The sequence below is a fragment of the Rhodococcus erythropolis R138 genome, assembly GCF_000696675.2.
Taxonomy (GTDB): Bacteria; Actinomycetota; Actinomycetes; order Mycobacteriales; family Mycobacteriaceae; genus Rhodococcus_F; species Rhodococcus_F erythropolis.
Window position 1 is genome coordinate 519,364 of record NZ_CP007255.1, and the last position, 17,797, is coordinate 537,160.

Annotated in this window: 15 protein-coding genes; 10 read left to right on the forward strand and 5 right to left on the reverse strand. The window is 63.7% G+C overall.

Going from position 1 to position 17,797, the window contains the following annotated elements:
- Nucleotides 1-52 precede the first annotated feature (52 nt).
- The 8 genes from H351_RS02365 (at nt 53) to cysC (ending at nt 7,144) form a co-directional block, all read left to right on the forward strand.
- Complete coding sequence (locus tag H351_RS02365) at nt 53-706, forward strand: DUF6474 family protein (RefSeq protein ID WP_003944178.1); 654 nt, start codon at nt 53-55, stop codon at nt 704-706.
- Nucleotides 707-720: 14 nt separating this feature from the next.
- Nucleotides 721-1,236 carry a hypothetical protein gene (locus tag H351_RS02370; protein ID WP_019746333.1) on the forward strand — a complete coding sequence of 172 codons (516 nt, stop codon included), beginning with the start codon at nt 721-723 and terminating at the stop codon, nt 1,234-1,236.
- Between the two features lie 52 nt (nt 1,237-1,288).
- Nucleotides 1,289-1,957, forward strand: a complete 669-nt coding sequence (locus H351_RS02375) for a YcnI family copper-binding membrane protein (RefSeq protein WP_020905708.1) — start codon at nt 1,289-1,291, stop codon at nt 1,955-1,957.
- Nucleotides 1,957-2,475 carry a copper resistance CopC family protein gene (locus H351_RS02380; RefSeq protein ID WP_029254160.1) on the forward strand — a complete coding sequence of 173 codons (519 nt, stop codon included), beginning with the start codon at nt 1,957-1,959 and terminating at the stop codon, nt 2,473-2,475. Before H351_RS02375 ends, H351_RS02380 begins: the two co-directional genes overlap by 1 nt.
- 4 nt (nt 2,476-2,479) lie before the next feature.
- Entirely contained in the window at nt 2,480-3,421 is a 942-nt protein-coding gene (locus H351_RS02385; protein WP_019746330.1) for a copper resistance D family protein, read from the forward strand.
- 122 nt (nt 3,422-3,543) lie between these two features.
- Nucleotides 3,544-4,353, forward strand: a complete 810-nt coding sequence (gene stf0 / locus H351_RS02390) for a trehalose 2-sulfotransferase (protein ID WP_029254159.1) — start codon at nt 3,544-3,546, stop codon at nt 4,351-4,353.
- Nucleotides 4,350-5,264, forward strand: a complete 915-nt coding sequence (gene cysD, locus H351_RS02395; protein ID WP_029254158.1) for a sulfate adenylyltransferase subunit CysD — start codon at nt 4,350-4,352, stop codon at nt 5,262-5,264. The genes stf0 and cysD overlap by 4 nt, the downstream gene beginning before the upstream one ends.
- The gene (gene cysC / locus H351_RS02400) at nt 5,264-7,144 is read left to right on the forward strand and encodes an adenylyl-sulfate kinase (RefSeq protein ID WP_029254157.1); all 1,881 of its coding nucleotides are present in this window, start codon (nt 5,264-5,266) and stop codon (nt 7,142-7,144) included. Before cysD ends, cysC begins: the two co-directional genes overlap by 1 nt.
- Here the strand turns inward: cysC and H351_RS02405 are convergent.
- From H351_RS02405 to H351_RS02420, 4 genes are read right to left on the reverse strand one after another with little or no spacing between them, the layout of a single operon-like run.
- Entirely contained in the window at nt 7,141-8,511 is a 1,371-nt protein-coding gene (locus tag H351_RS02405) for a sulfatase family protein (RefSeq protein ID WP_029254156.1), read from the reverse strand. The genes cysC and H351_RS02405 overlap by 4 nt on opposite strands.
- Nucleotides 8,512-8,567: 56 nt before the next feature.
- Nucleotides 8,568-11,765, reverse strand: coding sequence for a carboxyl transferase domain-containing protein (locus H351_RS02410; RefSeq protein WP_029254155.1), 3,198 nt, complete (start codon nt 11,763-11,765; stop codon nt 8,568-8,570).
- Nucleotides 11,762-13,459, reverse strand: a complete 1,698-nt coding sequence (locus H351_RS02415) for an AMP-binding protein (protein ID WP_029254154.1) — start codon at nt 13,457-13,459, stop codon at nt 11,762-11,764. Before H351_RS02415 ends, H351_RS02410 begins: the two co-directional genes overlap by 4 nt.
- A gap of 25 nt (nt 13,460-13,484) precedes the next feature.
- Nucleotides 13,485-14,120 (reverse strand): TetR/AcrR family transcriptional regulator, encoded by a 636-nt coding sequence (locus H351_RS02420; protein WP_029254153.1) that lies wholly within the window; start codon nt 14,118-14,120, stop codon nt 13,485-13,487.
- A gap of 149 nt (nt 14,121-14,269) precedes the next feature.
- Here H351_RS02420 and H351_RS02425 point away from each other — a divergent pair, with 149 nt between their 5' ends.
- On the forward strand, nt 14,270-15,646 hold the full coding sequence (locus H351_RS02425) for a M20/M25/M40 family metallo-hydrolase (protein WP_020905700.1): 1,377 nt from the start codon (nt 14,270-14,272) through the stop codon (nt 15,644-15,646).
- A complete protein-coding gene (locus H351_RS02430) occupies nt 15,643-17,205 on the forward strand; it encodes a YfcC family protein (RefSeq protein WP_020905699.1) in 1,563 nt (520 codons plus the stop codon). The genes H351_RS02425 and H351_RS02430 overlap by 4 nt, the downstream gene beginning before the upstream one ends.
- Before the next feature lies 1 nt (nt 17,206).
- Here the strand turns inward: H351_RS02430 and H351_RS02435 are convergent, their stop codons facing one another.
- The gene (locus tag H351_RS02435; RefSeq protein WP_029254152.1) at nt 17,207-17,794 is read right to left on the reverse strand and encodes a DinB family protein; all 588 of its coding nucleotides are present in this window, start codon (nt 17,792-17,794) and stop codon (nt 17,207-17,209) included.
- Nucleotides 17,795-17,797 lie beyond the last annotated feature (3 nt).

The following is a 17,797-nucleotide window of genomic DNA, read 5'->3' on the forward strand; positions in this document are numbered from 1 at the left end:
GAAGCGCAGGTACCTGGCAACACACAAACACCTGGAAACGGGGTCCTTTTCGATGGGGTTGTTCAAGAAGCGAAAGTCTCGTGCCACCCGCAAGGCGGAGGCAAAGGCTCTCAAGCACAAGGCTGAGGTCGAGGCGAAGCTCAACGCCAAGAGCCAGCGTAAGCGCGACAAGGTCGAGACCAAGTCGCTCAAGAAGCTGGAGAAAGCCGAGATCGAGTCACAGCACAAGATCGAAAAGGCGCAGATCGCGACCCTGAAGGCGCAGGAGAAAGCCGCTGCGAATCAGGGCCTGACTGTCGCCAAGGTGCGTAAGTACCTTGGTGTGGCACGTCTGCTTGCCCCCGTTCTCCTGCCGATCGCCTACCGCGCTGCCACGGCAGTGCGCGCCCAGCTCGACACCACGCGCGCGCAGAAGATGGGCATCGCCGTCGACCAGCTCGGTGACTACACCGGTCACGGCGCGAAGTTGAGCGCTCGTATCGCCGGTGCCGAGAGCTCGGTCACCGAGATCCTCAGCCGCAAGCCCGACGATGCGGAGACGCAGCGTTTTGCCGCCGCCATCCGTGAGCGCCTCGGCGATCTCAGCACGGCAGTTCGCGCTGCCGAGCAGATGCCGCAGGCTCGCCGTAAGGCAGCTCACCAGGCAATTTCTTCCGAACTCGACGGCGTCGAAGCAGATCTGCTCGCACGTCTCGGCGTGCGCTAGACCTGAGAACGCCAGTGAGAGCAGCCGAGCAGACCGCGACCCTCCGGGGGATCTCTGTCGGTTCCGCTTCGGCTGCTCTCGCTGTCGCCGCGCATGGAATCGGCGGAGGCGAGCTGCCACAGTCGTCGTCGCTGACCCTGCTACTCGCCGTCTGCGCAACCGTCGGCGCCGTGACGGCCACCCTTCCCGCCCTCTCCCGGGGGCCCGCTGCCCTGATCGTGGCTCTTGGCCTGGGTCAGCTTGCCGCCCACACCACCATGACGCTCTCCGAGCACGCTCATTCGCCCGCTCCGGGATTGGTGATGCTCGGTGCTCACGCCGGTGCCACCGTCGCCTGTGCGGTGGCGGTCCTGGCCGCCGAGCGCCTCTACCGCGTTGTCACCCACGCTCTCCACGTCGTCCTGGCGTCCCTGGCTCCCGCCGCCGTCACTTCCCGCGGCCACACCGTCTCGACCGGAATCCATCACGGACCCGTCGACGCCCTTCTTCGCGCCAGCATCTCGCGGCGCGGTCCTCCTGCCCTGGTCTGAAGATTCGTAGAACTCCCCACCCCTTCACCAGACCAAGAGGACACTTCCCGACATGAAGAACACCCTGATTTCGCGTGCGGTTGTCACGACCGTCGCTACCGGCAGCGCTGTGCTGCTGGCCGCCGGAATTGCTTCAGCACACGTCAGCGTCGTCGCACCAGGAGCCACCCAGGGCGGATACTCCGTTCTCACGTTCCGCGTGCCCACCGAATCCGACACCGCTTCGACCACCAAGCTGACGGTGGCCCTCCCCGACCTCAAGTCGGCACGCACCGAACCGATGCCCGGTTGGACCGCCGTCGTCGAGAAGGACCCCACCTCGCTGGTCGCGAAGTCCGTGACCTGGACGGCCGACCCCGGCGTCGGAATCGCCCCCGGCCAGTTCCAGCAGTTCGTCCTTTCCGCCGGCCCGCTGCCGGAGCAGGAAGAGGTCGAGTTCAAGGCCGTGCAGACGTACAGCGACGGCAACGTCGTCAACTGGGATCAGGAAGAACTTGCCGACGGCAGCGAGCCGGACAAGCCCGCGCCGACGCTGACTCTCGCCGCATCCACCGGCGATGCTCACGGAGCGCCTGCTGCCGATAACACTGCCGAGACGTCCGCTGCTTCCGAATCTTCTTCGTCAGACAACACCGCGCGCTGGCTCGGCGGCGTCGGCCTGGTGCTCGGCGCCTTGGGCGCTGCACTCGGCCTCGGCGCACTGGTCAGGAGCAAGCGCTGATGAGTACCCGGATCAAGGTCATCACCGTCGGCATGCTCGCGATGCTGGCCACGATGCTCGGAATGGGCACGGCCAGTGCGCACTCCGCGGTTGTCGGCTCCAACCCGGAAAACGGCGCTTCCATTCAGGTTGCGCCTGACAAGGTTTCGGTCACGTTCAACGAGGCTCTGCAGGCGCAGTTCGCGGCACTGACGGTCACCGGCCCGGACGGCAACCTCTGGACCAAGAGCGATCCGTCCGTCGAAGGACCCACTGTCAGTGCAGACCTCGGCGATCTCGGGCCGACCGGCGTCTACACCATCGCGTACCGAGTCACTTCCGCCGACGGTCACCCCGTCAACGGAACTCTGACCTTCACCCTCACCGAGGCGGGGTCGGGCACTCCCGGCGCTGCCGCTGCGTCGAGTACGGGTGAGTCGGAGTCCGGCAGCATGCCGGTGTGGATCTTCATCGTCGCCGGCGTCGTCGTGTTCGGCGGTGCGCTGTTCTTCGTGCTGCGTAAGCCGAAGTCGAGCTGATCGCGTGACGGGTACGGCAAACAGGTGGTGGTTGCTGTTTGCCGTACCCACAGCTCTGCTGGGAGTCCTCATCGCCTGGGGCCTCGCGAGTCCGTCGGGACCCGAATCATCGAGCACTGTCCGCGTTCTCGCGATCGGATGCGGCTCGTTGACGCTCGGCATCGCGACGCTTGCCTGGATGGGCCGCAGTGAACGCCGTCCGGCAACAACCCCTGCGATCATGTGGACTCAGCTCACCGCGGCGGCAGCGGTTTGGCTCGTCGCCGAGATCACGCTCCTCGTGCTCAATGCCGCAGCGGCAGACGGCGCCCCGGTCACCTCACTGACCATCGGGCACTTCGGCGCATTCGTCTCCGAGGTCAACGTCGGCCGCGTCGGTGTCGCGATCATCGCGTGCGCGTTTGCCGTGGTCTGTTACGGCATCTACGGGTTCACCAATCCCGAGACGGTGCCCGTCGCACCGGCATTGGTCGTCTCCGCGTTGGCGCTCGCTGCCCGCCCGATCACCGGGCACATGGCGCAGCAGAGCTTCGGATCGATCCTCGACGCCGTTCACGTCCTCGCTGCGGCCTTGTGGTTCGGCGTGCTCGCCGCACTCGCGCTTGCCGTACCGTCGCGCGGTGCCTGGGCGATCTGGTTGCCCAGGTACTCCGCCCTCGCCTGGCGATGTGTCCTCGCGTTGGTCGTCACCGGTATCGTCAACGCCGTCGTGCGACTCGACTCGCTCTCCGCCTTCTACGACACCGCTTACGGCCGGGTGATCCTCGCCAAGATCGTGGCGATCGCAATGCTCGTCGCACTGGGATGGTGGTGGCGCCGCACATGGGTGGTCGCAAGTGCTGCACACCGCATGAGTTCGGACGGATCCCTGCGCCGCGCCATCGGTGAAGTTGTCTTCATGGCCATCGCATTCGGGCTCGCCGCGGCCCTTGCGACAACTGCGTAAGACGTGCCTCAGCACAAGATTTCGTGACCCGCACATTTAACGTTTCACGTCGAGATTTAACCTCTACGTGAGTTTATTTTCCCAGCTTGCGGCGGTTTCCGGCCACCCTTAGCGTTGCTCGCATGACGGAGGCCCAACGCTCGTTTCTCGTCTGCGCTTCGCAGCGCAGTGGCAGTACTTTGCTGGTCGAATCCCTGCGAGCAACAGGGGTCGCGGGTGAGCCGGAAGAGTTCTTCCAGTACCTCCCCGAGACCTCGCGTTCGCCGCAACCGAGGCAGTGGTTCGAAGACGTCACGGACGAGTCCGTCTTGGGTCTGCTCGCCCCGTTCCACCCGGGTACGCCGGACACCCGCACCTCCGAGCAGTGGCGCACACAACTTCTCGAACTCGGCCGAACACCCAACGGAGTCTGGGGCGGCAAGCTGATGTGGAATCAGACACCGCTCCTGCTCGGTCGCGCAGCCGGATTGCCGTGGCGCAGTGGGACAGATCTACGTTCCGCACTCCACGACACTCTCGATCACGACCTGCAGTTCATCCACGTCTATCGAGAAGATGTTGTCGCTCAGGCTGTATCGATGTGGCGAGCCGTGCAGACGCAGGTCTGGCGCGACGACGCGACCCCACCGAATCTCTCGGACGGTGCGCAGTACAACGCGCTCGGAATCGCACACCTGGTGACGATTCTCGGTGAGCAGGAACGACAGTGGAAGCGCTGGTTCGAGGAAGAGGACATCTCCCCCATCGAGATCGGGTTCCGCGATCTCACCGAAGACCCGCAGTCCGTGGTCGCAAAAACCCTCATTTCCCTCGGTCTCGACGGACAACTGGCCCCACCACCGCCGCTGCGTCGTCAGAGCGACGGACGCTCCCGCGAATGGGTGCAGCGTTATCGCATCGACGCCGAACAGAACGGATACCCCGTCACATGAGCACCGTCACCGATGTTGTCGACGAACTCCGAGTTCTCGAATCCGAAGCGGTTCACATCATTCGAGAGGTGGTGGCAGAACTCGAAAGACCGGTACTGCTCTTCTCAGCCGGCAAGGACTCGATAGTCCTGCTTCGACTCGCCGAGAAGGCGTTTCGACCCTCCCCACTCCCTTTCCCCGTCCTACACGTCGACACCGGTCACAATTTCGAGGAAGTCATCGAATTTCGCGACCGCCGAATCAAGGAGGGCGGGCACACACTTCTGGTTGCTTCCGTTCAGGATTCGATCGACCAGGGTCGAGTGCAGGAGTCGACCGAGACCAGCGGATCGCGAAACCGCCTGCAGACCAGAACTCTGCTCGACGCTCTCGAAGGCGGGCGATTCGACGCCGCATTCGGCGGCGCCCGCCGGGACGAGGAACGTGCGCGAGCCAAGGAGCGAGTCCTGAGCTTCCGTGACGAGTTCGGCCAGTGGGACCCTCGGGCGCAACGGGCCGAACCGTGGTCGCTCTACAACGGTCGGATCAGGCGCGGAGAGTCCGTTCGTGTCTTCCCGCTGAGCAACTGGACAGAACTCGACATCTGGCGCTACATAGCCCAGGAGGAGCTGGAACTGCCGCCCATCTATTTCGCGCACGAACGGCGGGTATTCGAGCGCGACGGAATGCTCCTCGCTGCTTCGGAATTCAGCACCGACACCGAGAACGCCGCGGCAACGACCGAGTGGGTGCGATATCGAACCGTCGGCGATCTGACCATCACCGGCGCCGTTCGATCGCACGCCACCACCATCGACGACGTCGTCACCGAGATCTCGGCCGCGACGGTTTCCGAACGAGGCGAGACTCGCGCAGACGACCGAACCTCGGTCGCCGCGATGGAAGACCGAAAGCGTGAGGGCTACTTCTGATGACCACCACCATCACTCGCCAACTCCTGCGGCTGGCCACGGCGGGTAGCGTCGACGACGGCAAGAGCACGCTGATCGGCCGACTGTTGCACGACACCGACAGTCTGCCTACCGATCACCTCGATTCCGTGACCGACGAGCACGGTGTCGCCGACCTGGCTGCACTCTCCGACGGATTGCGCGCCGAGCGCGAACAGGGCATCACGATCGACGTCGCGTACCGATTCTTCTCCACTCCGACCAGAAGTTACGTACTTGCCGACACCCCGGGACACGAGCGCTACACGCGCAACATGTTCACCGGCGCGTCCAACGCTCACGTAGCGGTCCTGCTGGTCGACGCGAGAACCGGCGTGCTGCGTCAGACGCGTCGGCATGCCAGAATCGCAGCGCTACTTGGTGTTCCGAACCTTGTGGCCGTGGTGAACAAGATCGATCTGGTGGGCTTCGACGAAGCGAGATTCGCTCAAGTACAGGAAGAATTGCGGGTATTGGCACGCCAGCTCGGGCGAGGCGACGTACTTGCCATCCCCGTCTCCGCGAAAGCCGGCGACAATGTCGTGACCCGCTCGGAGAACACCGCGTGGTACAACGGGCCGACACTTCTCGAATATCTCGAAGGCGTCGAACTCCATGCGCCCGCGACACACATCGAGGAACTTCGGCTTCCCGTGCAGTGGGTTTCGCGCCCCGATCCGCAGAATCGGCGCCGGTACACCGGCCGAATTTCGGCGGGCACACTGAGCGTCGGGGACGAGGTAGTGGTACTGCCGTCCGGATCGAAGAGCACCGTGATCAGCCTGGACACCCTCGACGACAACCGCAGTACTGCTGTTGCACCACTGTCGGTTTCGGTGGAACTGGCCGACGACATCGACGTCGGACGTGGCGACGTTCTGGTCAGCGGCGGTGCGCAGGCCCATTTGCCGGTTCTGGCCCGAGAACTCGAAGCCACGATCTGCTGGTTGTCGAACACTCCATTGCGCGCGGGCGATCGGATAGCGCTCAAACATACTTCCCGGACCGTGCGAGCGACCGTTCAAGAACTGCACACCCGACTCGACCCCGAGACGCTCGACGAGCAGGACAGCCCAGTCGAACTGGGGCTCAACGACATCGGAACGGTCACGCTCCGAACTAGTTCCGTGGTCGTCGCCGACACCTACGACCACAATCGGGACTCTGGCGCCTTCATCCTGATCGACGAGCAGAGCAACGACACCGTCGGCGCCGGCACCATTCTCGAGCCACGCGTCGTCGTTCCCGGTGAGCAGACCCGCAACGACATCAAGTGGCATCCGTCTTCACTCGAACGTCAGCGGCGGTGGGCGTCGACGACCCAGAAGGGCGCGACGATCTGGTTGACCGGCCTACCTGCCTCCGGAAAATCCACCGTCGCTGTGGCTGTCGAACGTGCGCTGGTCGACGCGGGACGAACCGCGTATCTCCTGGACGGTGACAACGTCCGCCACGGTATCTCCGACGATCTCGGGTTCTCGCCGGGAGACCGGGCCGAGAACATCCGGCGCGTCGGGCATCTCACTCGACTGTTCGCCGACGCCGGCGTCGTGGCCATCGCGTCGATGGTCTCACCGCTGCGTTCGGATCGAGCAATTGCGCGTGCTCTCAACGAAGCTGCCGGGCTCACTTTCCTCGAAGTTGCCGTCACCACTCCCGTCGAAGAATGCGAACGCCGAGATCCCAAGGGCCTGTATGCGCGTGCACGGGCCGGTGAACTGAAGGGGCTCACCGGAATCGACGCACCGTACGAGACTCCGGAGGACCCGGACCTGGCTTTCGATACGACAGGCGCTGACATCAACGAACTGGTCGGGCGGGTCATCGCGTTGTTGGAGGAGCGCGAAGCCGCCAGGCCCTAAGGGTTTTCGGTGTCCGACTCGAGGTAACCGCGGTCCGCACTGTAGGCGGACCGCACGTTGGGTCGGACACCGATCTTCTCGAGGTACGCCGCCATGCGATGCACCGCCATCGCGCTTCCCAATGCCTCGTCCGGGAGACGATCATCCGTTTCGGCGCGCCACGCGTGAAGCTGCGAGGACAATTCCGCCTGTATTGCCGAGACTTCCGGTCGATCGATCAGATTGATCTTCTCGTCGGGGTCGGCACGGAGGTCGTACAGCTCCCGGGGTGCGCGTACCGCCAGATGCTCGGTGCCGAGCGCCTTTCCGGAAAGACTGTCCTCGATGTCGAGCGGTAGATCCAGAGCGGGGCGGACGGCGTAGTTCTCGATGTAGCTGTAGTCCTTGGTGCGCACCGCGCGAATGGGATCGAAACTGTCGTGAAAGGTCTTCTCCGTGAACAAGGAGGTCCGGACAGGTTCGGACGACTCGGTTCCACGATCGACGAGGGCATCGGCGTGCGAGCGCCCTTCCACCTCGGTGGGGACGTCGATACCGAGGAGATCGAGAATGGTCGGAACAAGATCCACACCGCTGAACAGTGTCTCGTATTCCTTTCCGCCACTGCGATACCGAGCCGGAGGGCGAGCGATCAACGCAATGCCGGTGCCGGGGGCGTAGAGCGTCGACTTGGCACGTGGGAACGCGGCGCCGTGATCGGTGAGGAAGAAGACCCACGTGTTCTCGTCGAGCCCCTCTTCCTCGAGCGTCCCGAGCAGATCACCCACCGCGGCGTCCGCTACCTCTACGCTGCCGTGGAATTCGGCCAAGTCCTCGCGTACCTGCGGCACGTCGGGAAGGTATCCGGGAACCTCCAGCGCTGCGGTGTCCGCCGGGGTATAGCGATCGGCCGGGTACGGCCGATGCGTTTCGAAGAACCCCGTGGTGAGAAGGAAAGGCTCGGGCGGGAAGCGTCGTAGCCAGTTCTGGGCACGCGGAACCACGTAGTCGCAGAACGAGTTCGTGACGTCGTACTCGTGATAGCCAAGCCGCTTCGGGTACGCAGTCTCGTGCTGCATGCCGAAGAGCGAGGTGTACCAACCGTTGTCGGAGAGGATCTGCGGAAGCGTCTGCACCTCAGCGTGGTACTCCCAGCCGTGGTGCGCCAACCCGATCAGACCGTTGTTGTGCGGATACCTGCCCGAGAAGAGAGAACCGCGCGAAGGCGAGCACAGCGGCGCCGTCGCGTGTGCGTCGGTGAACCGGATGCCCTCTGCCGCCAGCCGGTCCAGGTTGGGGCTGTTGACCCCGGCGACACCGTAACTCGCGAGGTGTCGGCCCAGGTCGTGCCAATGAATGATCAGGACGTTATCTCGCGCAGCCGACACGTGGGCAAGGCTAGTTGCCCTGCCCACGTGCGGCAACAGCTCGAATCAGCAGGATCTCAACTGTTTCTGCCGAGCTGCCTGATCCAGGCGCGGGTGTCGGCGGGATCGATGACATCGTCCAGTTCGAACGTGGTAGCCGCCATCAATGCCTTGCCCTGTGCGTAGGCCAGTTCCACGAACTGACCGAACAGAGTTTCCCGAGCCTCCGGGTCTTCGACGGATTCGAGTTCCTTCCGGAAACCGAGGCGCACGGCACCTTCCAGACCCATCGGCCCGATCTCGCCGGTCGGCCACGCCACCGTGAACTCGGGTGCGTGGAAGGAACCACCGGCCATCGCCATGGCGCCCAACCCGTAACCCTTGCGCAGGATGATCGTTCCGAACGGCACCGTGAGGCGAGCACCGGCAACGAAGAATCTGCCGAACCTTCGGACCGTCGCCTCCTCCTCCGAGTCCGGGCCCACCATGAATCCCGGTGTGTCGCAAAGGGTCACCAGAGGAATACGGTGCGCTTCCAGCAGTTCCAGGAAATCCGAAGCCTTGTCCGAGGCTTCCGCGTCGATCGCTCCGCCGAGATGCTCGCTGCTGTTCGCCAGCACACCGTACGGAACTCCTTCGACACGAACGAGTGCCGTCACTACACCGCGACCGTAATCTCGACGCAGTTCCAGGACGCTGTCGACGTCCGCGATCGCCTCGATCGCTCCACGAACGTCGTACGAGCGCAGGCGATTCTCCGGGACCACGTGCCGGGAGAGCCGCGGATCCGGAGCCGTCCACGCCTGGCTCGCGCCCTGGAAGTAGCCGAGGTACTGCTTGGCCAGCGCCACCGCATGAGCGTCGTCGTCAGCCACCAGGTGTACGACGCCGTTACGGCGCTGCACGTCGATGGGGCCGATGTCCTCGGGGCGGAAGTTTCCGAGTCCGCCGCCCTCGACCATGGCAGGGCCGCCCATGCCGATGTTGGCGTCGGGCGTCGCGATCAGTACGTCGCAGGCGCCGGCCAGGGCCGCGTTGCCCGCGAAGCAGCGGCCGGACACGACAGCGACCATGGGTACGCGGCCGCTCAGCGCCGCCATGGCACGGAAGGTTCCCAGTTCCAGGCCCGCTCCCGCCCCTGCATCGGTGTCACCGGGGCGACCACCGCCGCCTTCCGCGAACAGCACTACCGGAACTCGCTTGCGATCGGCGATCTCGAGCAGGCGGTCGGTCTTGGCGTGATTGCGCATGCCCTGGGTACCGGCGAGCACCGAGTAGTCGTACGAGATCACGACGCTCTCGCCGCCGCTGATGGTCGCCACTCCGCCGATCAGACCGTCAGCAGGAGTGTTGGCGATCAAGTCTTCCTCGCTTCGCCGACTGCGCTGCGCAGCCAGTGCGAGAGCGCCGTACTCGACCAGGCTGTCGTCGTCGACCAGGTCGTAGACGTTCTCGCGAGCAGTCCGCCGCCCCAGCTTGTGGCGCTTGGCCACTGCCGCGGGCCGCGCCGCGTCCAGGGTCACCTCGTGGCGAGCGATGATCTCCGCCAGATCGGGACGTACGTCGTCGAGGTCTACCTCGTCGACCTCGGCGAGCTTCGATCCCGCGCTTGCGCTACGGACGACGAGCAACGGTTCGCCCGCACTCACCGATCTCCCCGGTGACGACAGGATCCGGACCACTTCGAGGTCACCGGGCGCCGAGAGAACATGCTGCATTTTCATCGCTTCGAGGACGGCGACCTGGCCACCCGCATGGACGCCGTCACCGACTGCGGCAAGTTCGACGACGATTCCCGCCATCTGTGCACGGACCACGTCCTCGTCCGGCGCGATGTCCACACTCGCGGAGGGTGTTTGTGGGCCCGCTTCGGGAACGAGGTCCGCCAATCGAGAACCCAACCAGTCGACGTCGACCAGGCCGTCGCGGAAGTCCTTGTCCGACAGTATTGCCTGCAGGAATTCGAGGTTGGTCGCCACGCCGTCGATGGTGAACTCACTCAGAGCAGCAGTCGACTTGCGCACAGCGGCAGGAAAATCCGATCGACGCGTGTGGGTGACGACCTTCGCCAGCAGCGAATCGTAACGCGCACTCGGCGAGAGTCCGACCGTACCGAAGGTGTCCACTCGCACGCCGGGTCCGCCAGGAGGAGTGAAGTTGTCGAGCGTGCCAGAGGACGGTAGCGCATTGCCGTCCGGCGTCATGGTTTCCATGTTGACGCGGGCCTGTATCGCGATCCCCGACGCCGACGCCACGGATCCGACTGTCTCCGATACCTTCTCGACAGCAGTGATTCCGGTTGGCAGGTCCAGGTCCTCGAACTGAACCCCGTCCGCGATAGCGAGTTGCACGGCGACGAGGTCGATTCCGGTGACCTCTTCGGTCACCGTGTGCTCCACCTGAATTCGGGGATTGACTTCGAGGAAGACGAATCCGCGTTCCTCGACCAGGAACTCGACCGTCGCGATGCCTCGGTAGCCGACCTCGGCGCACAGCCTTGCGGCCGCAGCGTGAAGACGCTCGCGCAGGGCCCCCGACAGCCCCTGCGCGGGCGCAACCTCGATCAACTTCTGATGCCGACGTTGGACGCTGCAATCACGGTCACCCAGAGCGATCACGTGGGTTCCGCCTTGCCCCGGCGCCGCCACGATCTGCACTTCGATGTGCCGAGCGTGCTCACTGAGTACCTCGGCGAACAGTGCCGAACTGCCGAATCCCGACTGGGCTTCGGCCGCACACACACGGTACGCGTCGTCGAGCGCTTTCGGGTCGCGCACCGCGCGCATGCCGCGGCCACCGCCGCCGCTGAGCGCCTTGATCATGATGCCGCGGGAGTTGCGCTCGAAGAATTCACGCACCTCGTCGAGGTCGGCGTTCGCCGATGTCGACGGCAGGACCGGTACGCCGGAGTCGACCGCCGCAGTGCGGGCGCTGGCCTTGTCGCCGAAAGTCCGGAGAACCTGGGCGTCCGGGCCGACGAAGACGATGCCCGCCTTGGTACACGACTGCGCGAATTCGGCATTCTCACTGAGGAATCCGTAGCCCGGGTGCACGTGCGTGGCGCCCGTTTCGGCCGCGATCTTCAGCAGTGCGCTCTGATCGAGATACGCGGATGCGCCCGAGGCTCCGAGCGGCACCGACTCCGTGGCCGCCGCGACGTGCGGACTGGACGCGTCGTCCTCGGCGTAAACCGACACCGTCTCGATCCCGAGTTCGCGGGCAGTTCGAATGATCCGCAGCGCAATCTCGCCGCGGTTCGCAATCAGCAGTCTCACTTTTCCCCCTGAGTGCGCTCGAACAGATCGCCCTTGCGCACCTTTCCTGTTGCAGTCATCGGAAGCGCCTCGAGCACTTCCACTTCGGGCACCTTGTACGTAGCCATGTTCTCCTTGGCCCACGAGACGATCTCGTCGGCCGCGGTGTCGGAACCCTCGACCAGCTGGACAAACGCAAAAGCCACCTGCCCCTTGTCCGGGTCCGGTTTCGGTACCACCGCAGCCTTTTCGATCGCGGGATGCAGCATCAGCAGCGCTTCCACCTCGGAGGGGAAGACACTCATGCCGTTGGTCTTGATCATTTCCTTGTTTCGCGCCAGGTAGTGCAAACCACCACGCTCACTGAACTTTCCGACATCGCCGGTCTGCAACCAGCCGTCACGGATGGCGTCGGCGGTGGCAGCCTCGTTGCGGTAGTACGCGGAAAGGATCGACGGACTGCGCACGATGATCTGTCCGTGCTCACCGACGGGAACCGGCCTGCCGTCGTGATCGACGATCAGAACGTCGGTACCGGGCACCGGAATTCCGCAGAACACCGGCTCGCTTTTCAGGTCGTAGTCGCCGTCCTGGAAACCGAGAGTGATCGTGTCCGCGGTGTGGGTTTCGGTCATTCCGTAGCTCGCTTCACGCAGAACACCGCCGGTAGCCTCGCGCCACCGCTGGCGCGTGGCCGGATCGAGTTTGAGAACAAACGAGACTGCCATGGCGTTCTGGAGTGTCGAGAGATTTCGCTCCGAGAACCCTGATGTGTCCATCAGTTCGACGTAATTGTCGACGGTTCCGACCAGCGAAGTCACACCGTAGGTCTCGACCGCGTCGAGCGTGGTCTCCGCATCCCAACGATTCAGCAGGACAACGGTTCCGCCGTTGACGAGCGGAACCAGAATGCCGAAGTCCTCACCCGCGATCCAGAAGATCGGCAGAAACACCAGCGATACCGGCGGATTGGCACCCACCTGGTCACCACCGGCAAGGGTCGCGGTGGCCGCGGTGTAAACCATGTGGCGCTGAGTGTGCTCACAGCCCTTGGGCATTCCCGTCGTTCCGCCCGTGTAGTTCAGGGCGGCGAGGGAATCGAGTTCGGTGGCAACGGGAGTCGCCCGCTCACTGGTGATGATCGACTGCCAGTCGCTCAGGCGCGGATCGTCGACCTCGAAGGGCAGTTCGACGGTGGGGATCGCAGTCAGCATGTCCGATACTGCGGTCTTCGCGACGTGTTCGAGTGAAGTCTGTGAGCGAACCTTCTTCACCAGCTTCGAGAAAGTGTTCTGCGTCAGTAGGACCTTGACGCCGGCATCGTTGAGTTCGTGAATCAATTCGTGTTCACGGAAGAGCGGATTGATGGGCACGTGAACCGCACCGACCTTGAGAATGCCGAGCATCGCGATGTGGAACTGCGGGCAGTTGACCAGGTGAACGCCGACACGATCACCTCGTTCGACTCCGAGTGAAAGCAGCCATCCGGCAAAACGATCCGAAAGCTCGTCGTACTCGGCGTACGTGATGACGCGGCCGTAGAAGACGATTGCGGGAGTATCCGGCCGCTCGAGCGCCCAATGCCGCAAGTAGTCGACAAGTCCCCCGCCTTCGAGCGGATACTCGACGGCGCGGGGAATCCCGGCGGGCCAATGCGCCTGCTGCAGCGCAGTGATTTCCGCCAGAGCCGCTTCGAGCACGTCTTGTTCTGCCACCGATCACTCCATTCGTAAAAGAAATCTATTTCGACTCTTCGAACCCGATCAACCGTTCGGACATCGTCGTCATATCTGCAATGAACTGTTTCTGCTCTTCGACACTCGCCTTACTCAGTCGTGCTCCACCGGCCATCTGTGCGTCCGAGATCATCTGAACGAGCACCGGGGGCGAAACGCAGGGATCTACATCGTGAACCTGTCGAATACGTTCGACGAAGCGTACGTAGCGGCTCACGAGCTTTTCGCGAACTGCTGACCAACTGCGCTCGACCTCGGAATCCACCCGCGCCCGGTGCTCGATCACCGCGAGCAGGTCCCCGTAGGTGTACACGGCCGTGATGAACGCCGACGTGGTCGTTCTGAGAACTTCGCGTAGATCCTCGGCCGCTGGCCCCTCCATGTGCTGGGCGTCGAGAAACCGTCGGCACATCATTTCCGCGACGGCACGAAAGACCTCGTCCTTCGACGAGAAGTACGCGTAGAAGGTCGCTCGGGACACATCGGCCCTGGTGGTGATGGTCTCGACGGTCACGGCGTCGTATCCGAGTTCGCCGAAACAGAGGGCAGCGGTGTCGAGCAGGCCCGCCCGACGTGGACCGTCCCCGAGCTTGCGGGCTGTCCGCGCTCGCTCCTGCGTTTCGCTGGTGGTCACCGTCACAGTGTGTGTTGACGTTGACGTCAATGTCAAGAATCGCGGGACCGACACCTCACTTCGGCCTTTTGTTCGGGTCACCCTTTCACGGCACATATATCGGGTGTAAGACTCTGCTCTAATGTTTTCCGCCTTTCCCAGAAGGAGTCAGTTCCGTGCCGGAAGAATTCGCGTCACCCTCGTATTCCACAATCAAGGAAACAGTGGCGGGTTTGATGCCGGCACTGGAGTCGGAACTCGTCGAACTTGTTCGTATCCCGTCGATAGCAACCGAGGGTTTCCCCAGCGAACCCCTGTTCGAGGCTCACGACCTGATCGTTTCTCTACTGGAGAAGGCCGGAGTCACGAAGATAGAGAAACTCGAAATAACAGGTAAAACTGCGCCCGTCATCATCGCAACAGTTCCCGGCCCAGAGGGAGCCCCGACCGTACTGATGTATTCGCATTACGACGTCGTTCCTGCCGACGACGTCGAACTCTGGGAATCTCCCCCTTTCGAACCGACCAAGCGTGACGGCGCGATATACGGCCGCGGCACTGCAGATTCGAAGGCAAATGTCATCGGCATGATCGGCGCACTTCGCGTATTCGACGGAAAGCCGCCGGTGACCGTCAAGCTCGTCATCGAGGGCCAGGAAGAATTCGGCAGCCCCTTCGACAACTATCCGCCGGAGGCCCCCGAATTGTTTGCGGCCGACGCAATGGTCATCGCCGATGTCGGCAGTGTTCGCCCCGGCTCACCGACCTTGACCGTCGCATTGCGCGGATCTGCCCAGGTGATCGTCGAACTGACCACTCTCGGCGCCGACAAGCACAACGGCCTTTACGGCGGCGCTGCACCCGACGCCCGCCTCGCGCTCATCCGCGCACTGGCGTCCCTGCATGACGATAACGGTGACGTGGCGGTCGACGGCCTCCTCCGCGAACCGTGGACCGGCAGTTCGTACACCGAGGAAGAGTTCCGCACCCTCGCCGAGATCCGCGACGGGCTCCCACTGCTCGGAACGGGCGGCATCGGCGAACGCATCTGGTCGGGCCCGGCAATCACCGTGACCGGTATCGACGCTCCCCCGGTGGACGGCGCCGTCAATGCTGTCGCCAGCACTGCCCGCGCTGTGGTCAATCTGCGCGTGCACCCACGCCAGCCGGCAGCGGACGCGCAAGCTGCGCTGATACGGCATCTGGAAGCCCTGCGCCCCTTCGGTTTACAACTGACAGTCACCGCAGGAGAAACCGGCGACGGATTCGCGGCAGCCGAAGGCGGACCGGCCTTCGACGCGGCACTGTCGGCGCTCTCGCAGTCGTGGGGTGAGCCGGCCGGGCTGATGGCAGGCGGCGGCTCGATCCCCCTCGTCATGGCCTTGGATACAGCAGTGCCGACCGCCGAGAAGTTGTTGTTCGGCGCCACCGACGGCTACGCGAACATCCACGGCCCCAACGAACGCGTCCTGCTCGACGAGCTCGAGAAGGCCGTCGTCGCCAAGGCACTGTTCTTCCAGGAATACGCACACACCTTCGAGGGGAAGAAATGAGCACCGAGACCGACACGGGATCCGCACCTACTCCGGCCAAGAAGAAGTTCGAGTTTCCCGGTGCGGTCACGATGCTCGCGATCGTCACCGTCCTGGTCTGGGTTGCAGCACTGTTCATTCCGGCCGGACGCTTCGGCGTCGACGTGGACGGCTCACCCGTTCCCGGCAGCTTCGAGACCGTCACGTCTCCGCTCTCGTTCTGGGAACGAATCCAGCAACTGATCCTCTCTCCCGTGAACGGCCTGTACGGCGTACAGGATTCGATCACCGGGTTCGTCGACACCGACAACATCGGACGGCTCTTCGGTTCGGTCGGCGTAGTCCTCTTCATCATGGCGCTCGGCGCCTTCATCTCCGTCAGTTTTGCCACACGCAGCCTGGAAACCGCTGTCTCCCAACTTGCTACCAAGCTCAGCGACAAGGGCTGGCTGCTCATCACCGTCATCATGGTGCTGTTTTCACTGCTCGGTTCGACGATGGGCTTCTCGGTCGAGACCTTCGGCTTCTACGCCTTGCTCATACCGCTGATGACGGCACTGGGCTATGACCGCATGGTCGCGGCCACCATGATCATCCTCGGCGCACTGGTCGGAAACATGGCGTCGACGGTCAACCCGTTCTCGATCGGCGTCGCCTCCGGCGAAGCAGGTGTCTCCATCGGTGACGGCATCGTGCTGCGCGTGATCCTGTGGATCGTATTGACCGCAGTGGCAGTGGTATTCGTTCTCCGCTACGCCGCAAAGGTGAAGAAAGATCCGTCCAAGTCGCTTGTCGGTTTCGACATCGAGGACGACGAAGACGAGGAACCGGCCGAGCCGGTGGACATCGACGGCAAGCTCACCGGAACTCAGAAGCTGGTACTGCTCATCACCGGACTCACCTTCGGACTGATGATCTTCTCCGTCATCCCCTGGTCGAGCATCTTCGGCGCCACCACCGGACCCGCCGAGTACGACGCGTACCACGTCACGGCAACCGAGCCCTACTGGTTCGAGTTGAACTGGTGGTTCCCACAATTGGCGATGTTGTTCATCCTCGCCGCCGTTCTCGTCGGCATAGTCGCGAAGATGGGTGAGAAGAAGATCGTCTCCCTGATCACGCGTGGAGCCGGCGACATGGTCGGCCCGGCGATCGTCATCCTGCTCGCTCGCGGCGTCTCGGTGATCATGACCAACACCGAAACCCTCGACACCATCCTCAACGCGATGGAGCAATTGGTCAGCGGCGCTTCGGCCGGAGTCTTCGCCATTCTCGTGATGCTCGTCAACATCCCGTTGGCGTTCCTGATCCCGTCCAGTTCCGGTCACGCCACCCTGGCGATGCCGCTGCTCGCCCCGCTGGGCGACTTCGCCGGAGTCAGCCGCGCACTCGTCATCACCGCCTTCCAGATGGGCCACGGCCTCATGCTGATGGTCGCCCCGACCAACGTCGTCGTTGTCGGCGGGCTGGCCATGGCGAAGGTCGGCTACGACAAGTTCCTGCGCTTCGTCTGGCCACTGCTGCTGATCAACTTCGTGATCGTTGTCGTGGTGATCGGCGCGGCAGCGGTATTCGAGTAGTTCAGGCGTGGTGGGCCTCGCGTGCCGCCGTCTCCAGACGGTCGTTGTACTCGGCCCACCACGCCTCATCACCGGGAGCCAGATTGTTGTCGCCCGCCTTCATCCCCGCGGCGCCGTCGATCAGCTCCCGCACGACGTCCGCGTGGCCGGCGTGCCGATGGATCTCGGTGACAACGTGAACGAGTATCCGGTGCAATGTGACGTCGCGACGATCCTCCGGCCAGTGCTTCACGAAGCCGGGGGCGTCCAGATCGTGCTGCTCGATCGTGGCGTCGGCGAAAGCCCAGGTGCGGCGATAGGTTTCGACGATGTCGGCACTGGACTCATCGGCGCGGGCCCACATGTCGACGTTGAGTTCCTCCGAACGCAACCACGCCGGTAGATCGGGAACCCGACGGCCGAACGTCGGACCGAAATACCCGAGCTCGACGCCGATCATGTGTTTGACCAGTCCCAACAAGTTGGTCCCTGTCCGGGTCATCGGACGCCGAATGTCATACTCCGACAGCCCGTCGAGCTTCCAGACGAGCGCGTCACGTGCTGCCTGCAGGTACCGCTGGAGATCTTCCTTTTCCGAGTTGGTGGTCATGAA

What these genes read in the sequence shown, in the direction of transcription:
- H351_RS02375 (WP_020905708.1), top strand. Translation starts at nt 1,289, where the DNA reads ATGAAGAACACCCTGATTTCGCGTGCGGTTGTCACGACCGTCGCTACC.
- cysC (WP_029254157.1), top strand. Translation starts at nt 5,264, where the DNA reads ATGACCACCACCATCACTCGCCAACTCCTGCGGCTGGCCACGGCGGGT.
- cysD (WP_029254158.1), top strand. Translation starts at nt 4,350, where the DNA reads ATGAGCACCGTCACCGATGTTGTCGACGAACTCCGAGTTCTCGAATCC.
- H351_RS02435 (WP_029254152.1), bottom strand. Translation starts at nt 17,794, where the DNA reads ATGACCACCAACTCGGAAAAGGAAGATCTCCAGCGGTACCTGCAGGCA.
- H351_RS02430 (WP_020905699.1), top strand. Translation starts at nt 15,643, where the DNA reads ATGAGCACCGAGACCGACACGGGATCCGCACCTACTCCGGCCAAGAAG.
- H351_RS02380 (WP_029254160.1), top strand. Translation starts at nt 1,957, where the DNA reads ATGAGTACCCGGATCAAGGTCATCACCGTCGGCATGCTCGCGATGCTG.
- H351_RS02365 (WP_003944178.1), top strand. Translation starts at nt 53, where the DNA reads ATGGGGTTGTTCAAGAAGCGAAAGTCTCGTGCCACCCGCAAGGCGGAG.
- stf0 (WP_029254159.1), top strand. Translation starts at nt 3,544, where the DNA reads ATGACGGAGGCCCAACGCTCGTTTCTCGTCTGCGCTTCGCAGCGCAGT.